Source organism: Arcicella sp. GW458-12-2-14-TSB2 (assembly GCF_059423785.1).
The window spans coordinates 1-2,867 of record NZ_JBWKYN010000310.1 but is presented as its reverse complement, the minus strand read 5'-3'; the positions used below and the strand labels follow the sequence as shown (position 1 = coordinate 2,867).

The 2,867-nt window shown below is 32.7% G+C and carries 2 protein-coding genes; one reads left to right on the top strand and one right to left on the bottom strand.

Going from position 1 to position 2,867, the window contains the following annotated elements:
* Nucleotides 1-86: 86 nt before the first annotated feature.
* On the bottom strand, nt 87-905 hold the full coding sequence (locus AC07XN_RS23970; protein ID WP_309916419.1) for a 2,3,4,5-tetrahydropyridine-2,6-dicarboxylate N-succinyltransferase: 819 nt from the start codon (nt 903-905) through the stop codon (nt 87-89).
* 827 nt (nt 906-1,732) lie between these two features.
* On the opposite strand from AC07XN_RS23970, the gene gap reads away from it, so the two are divergent.
* Complete coding sequence (gene gap / locus AC07XN_RS23965) at nt 1,733-2,743, top strand: type I glyceraldehyde-3-phosphate dehydrogenase (RefSeq protein WP_309916422.1); 1,011 nt, start codon at nt 1,733-1,735, stop codon at nt 2,741-2,743.
* Nucleotides 2,744-2,867: the final 124 nt, after the last annotated feature.

The following is a 2,867-nucleotide window of genomic DNA, read 5'->3' as shown; positions in this document are numbered from 1 at the left end:
ATAGAATATTGTACGTTATTTTTAAGTTAATAGCAAGAAAAAAAGTCGTGATTTTCACGACTTTTTTTCTTGAATGGATACAATCCTTAAACAACTACATTATTCTCTCTTAGCGCTTGATTTAAAGAGGTTTTAAGGTCTGTACTTTCCTTGCGCTTACCAATGATTAAAGCACAAGGAACATTGTATTCACCCGCAGCAAATTTCTTGGTTAAACTTCCTGGAATAACCACACTATTTTCAGGAACGAAACCTATGTATTCTACAGGTTCAGTACCTGTTACATCTATTATTTTAGAACTCCCAGTGATCGTAACACCAGCTCCTAATACTGCACGTTTACCAATTCTTGCTCCTTCAACAACAATACAACGTGAGCCAATGAAAGCACCATCTTCAATTATCACTGGAGAAGCTTGTGGTGGCTCCAAAACACCACCAATTCCAACACCGCCACTCAAGTGAACATCTTTACCGATTTGAGCACAACTACCCACCGTAGCCCAAGTATCAACCATTGTTCCCGAGTCTACATAAGCACCGATGTTTACGTATGATGGCATCATGATTACGCCTTTTGCTAAATAAGCTCCATATCTTGCTACCGCAGGTGGCACAACACGTACGCCCAAATTAGCATAATTATTTTTTAGTTTCATTTTATCATGAAATTCAAAAATACCTACTTCTTGCACTTCCATTTGGCGAATAGGAAAATACATTACGATTGCTTTTTTAACCCATTCATTGACCGTCCAAGAGCCATCTTCATTTGGATGTGCTGTTCTAAGCTCGCCCTTATCTACTTTTTCAACTACTGCCTCAATAGCTTTTTTTGTTTCATCTGATGAACGTAAAGTTGGATTCTCCCAAGCGTTTTCAATAATTTGTTTTAAATTTTCCATTTAAATATTTTGGATATTGTTGCTTTTATTTAATCTACAAAGATAATCTGTTTTGAACATACTTAATGAAATTATATTAAGAGAATCACCAGATAGAATGTTATAACATTAAGTCATTAGTCATTATCCTTATTAACGCTCTCTAATTTTATGTTAAAAACTAATTGTTTATTTTGAGTGGTTTAATTAATTGATTTTAAGTGAATTGCATATATTGTTTTTATGTAAATATTTGATAAACAAAATATTATTTGGTTGATTATTTTAATAATAGTGTGTCAATTTGACAGTTTACAGTTAGAAATAATTGAACACAAGATTTCCCTAATTTTATTTATCTCTCAGGTTGATTTCATTTGAATAGACTCTCTTTAGTGTATATAGTCTTTTAGGAAACAGCTCTAGCATATATTTACAGATTTATGCATCATATCTTTATTTAAGCTCATTCCTATTGCGCTAAACGTAATAAATATCCCCTTCCCTATCCTTTTCTTAAGACTTTCATATTACTATATTTATCATTTATATGCTTCATAGAGGTTATATTATGCCGTAGCGAGACAGATATTAAGTAGTTTAAGAGCAATTTTCTATCAGGATTGTAAGCTATAAAGAAGGTAATAATGCAGTATATAAACTAGTAAAACTAAATAAAATAACTATTATTTTTAGCAATTATAACCAAATAATTAGTTTTTTACTAAATTTACTATTAAGAATTACTAATCCAGATAGTTGTTTATATATATTGTTTTTACTTGTATTATTCTCCTAAAAACTCTACTTTTGTACTGTAGATTTAATCAATTATCCCTTATTTAAAAATGGCAAAGGTAAAAGTTGCAATCAACGGTTTTGGACGCATAGGACGCTTAGTCTATCGTCAGATTTATAACATGGAAGGCATTGATATTGTAGCAATCAATGATTTAACTAGCCCTAAAGTGTTGGCTCATTTATTAAAATATGACTCAGCACAAGGACGTTTTAATGCAGAAGTTACTTCTACTGACAGCACTATTACAGTTAACGGCGAAGAAGTAACTATTTATGCTCAGAGAGATCCTGCTCTTATTCCTTGGGGAAAACACGAAGTTGACGTTGTATTAGAATGTACAGGATTCTTTACTGATAAAGAAAAAGCTTCTGCTCATATAACTGCTGGTGCTAAGAAAGTAGTAATCTCTGCTCCTGCTACTGGTGATGCTAAAACGATTGTATTTAACGTAAATCACGATATTTTAGATGGTTCTGAAACAGTAATTAGTGGTGCTTCTTGTACAACTAACTGTTTGGCTCCAATGGCAAAAGTATTAGAAGAACAATTTGGTATTGTAAACGGCTTAATGACAACTGTTCATGCTTATACAAACGACCAAAATACTTTGGATGCTCCACACGCTAAAGGTGATTTAAGAAGAGCTAGAGCTGCTGCTGAAAACATCGTACCAAACTCTACTGGTGCTGCAAAAGCAATTGGTTTAGTACTTCCTTCATTAAAAGGTAAATTGGATGGTTCTGCTCAAAGAGTTCCAACCATTACTGGTTCATTAACTGAACTTACTGTAGTGCTAGCTAAAAAAGTTACTGCTAGTGAAATCAATGAAGCAATGAAAGCAGCTTCAAACGAAAGCTTTGGTTATACTGAAGACGAAATCGTAAGTAGCGATATCATTGGTACTTCATTTGGTTCATTATTCGATGCAACACAAACTAAAGTACAAACTGTAGGTGATAGTCAAATCGTTAGAACTGTATCTTGGTACGATAACGAAATGTCTTACGTTTCTCAATTAGTACGTACAGTAAATTATTTTGCTCAATTGATTAAATAATCAGCTGACAAATAAACAAAAAAGGTGAATCAAACGATTCACCTTTTTTGTTTTATAACCTTCAATTGGCTATTAAAACGAGCAATACAAGTAATTAATATTGAAACCTTTTGCCGTAAAAATC

Coding starts and splice junctions, on each gene's coding strand:
- AC07XN_RS23970 (WP_309916419.1), bottom strand. CDS start 905: ATGGAAAATTTAAAACAAATTATTGAAAACGCTTGGGAGAATCCAACT.
- gap (WP_309916422.1), top strand. CDS start 1,733: ATGGCAAAGGTAAAAGTTGCAATCAACGGTTTTGGACGCATAGGACGC.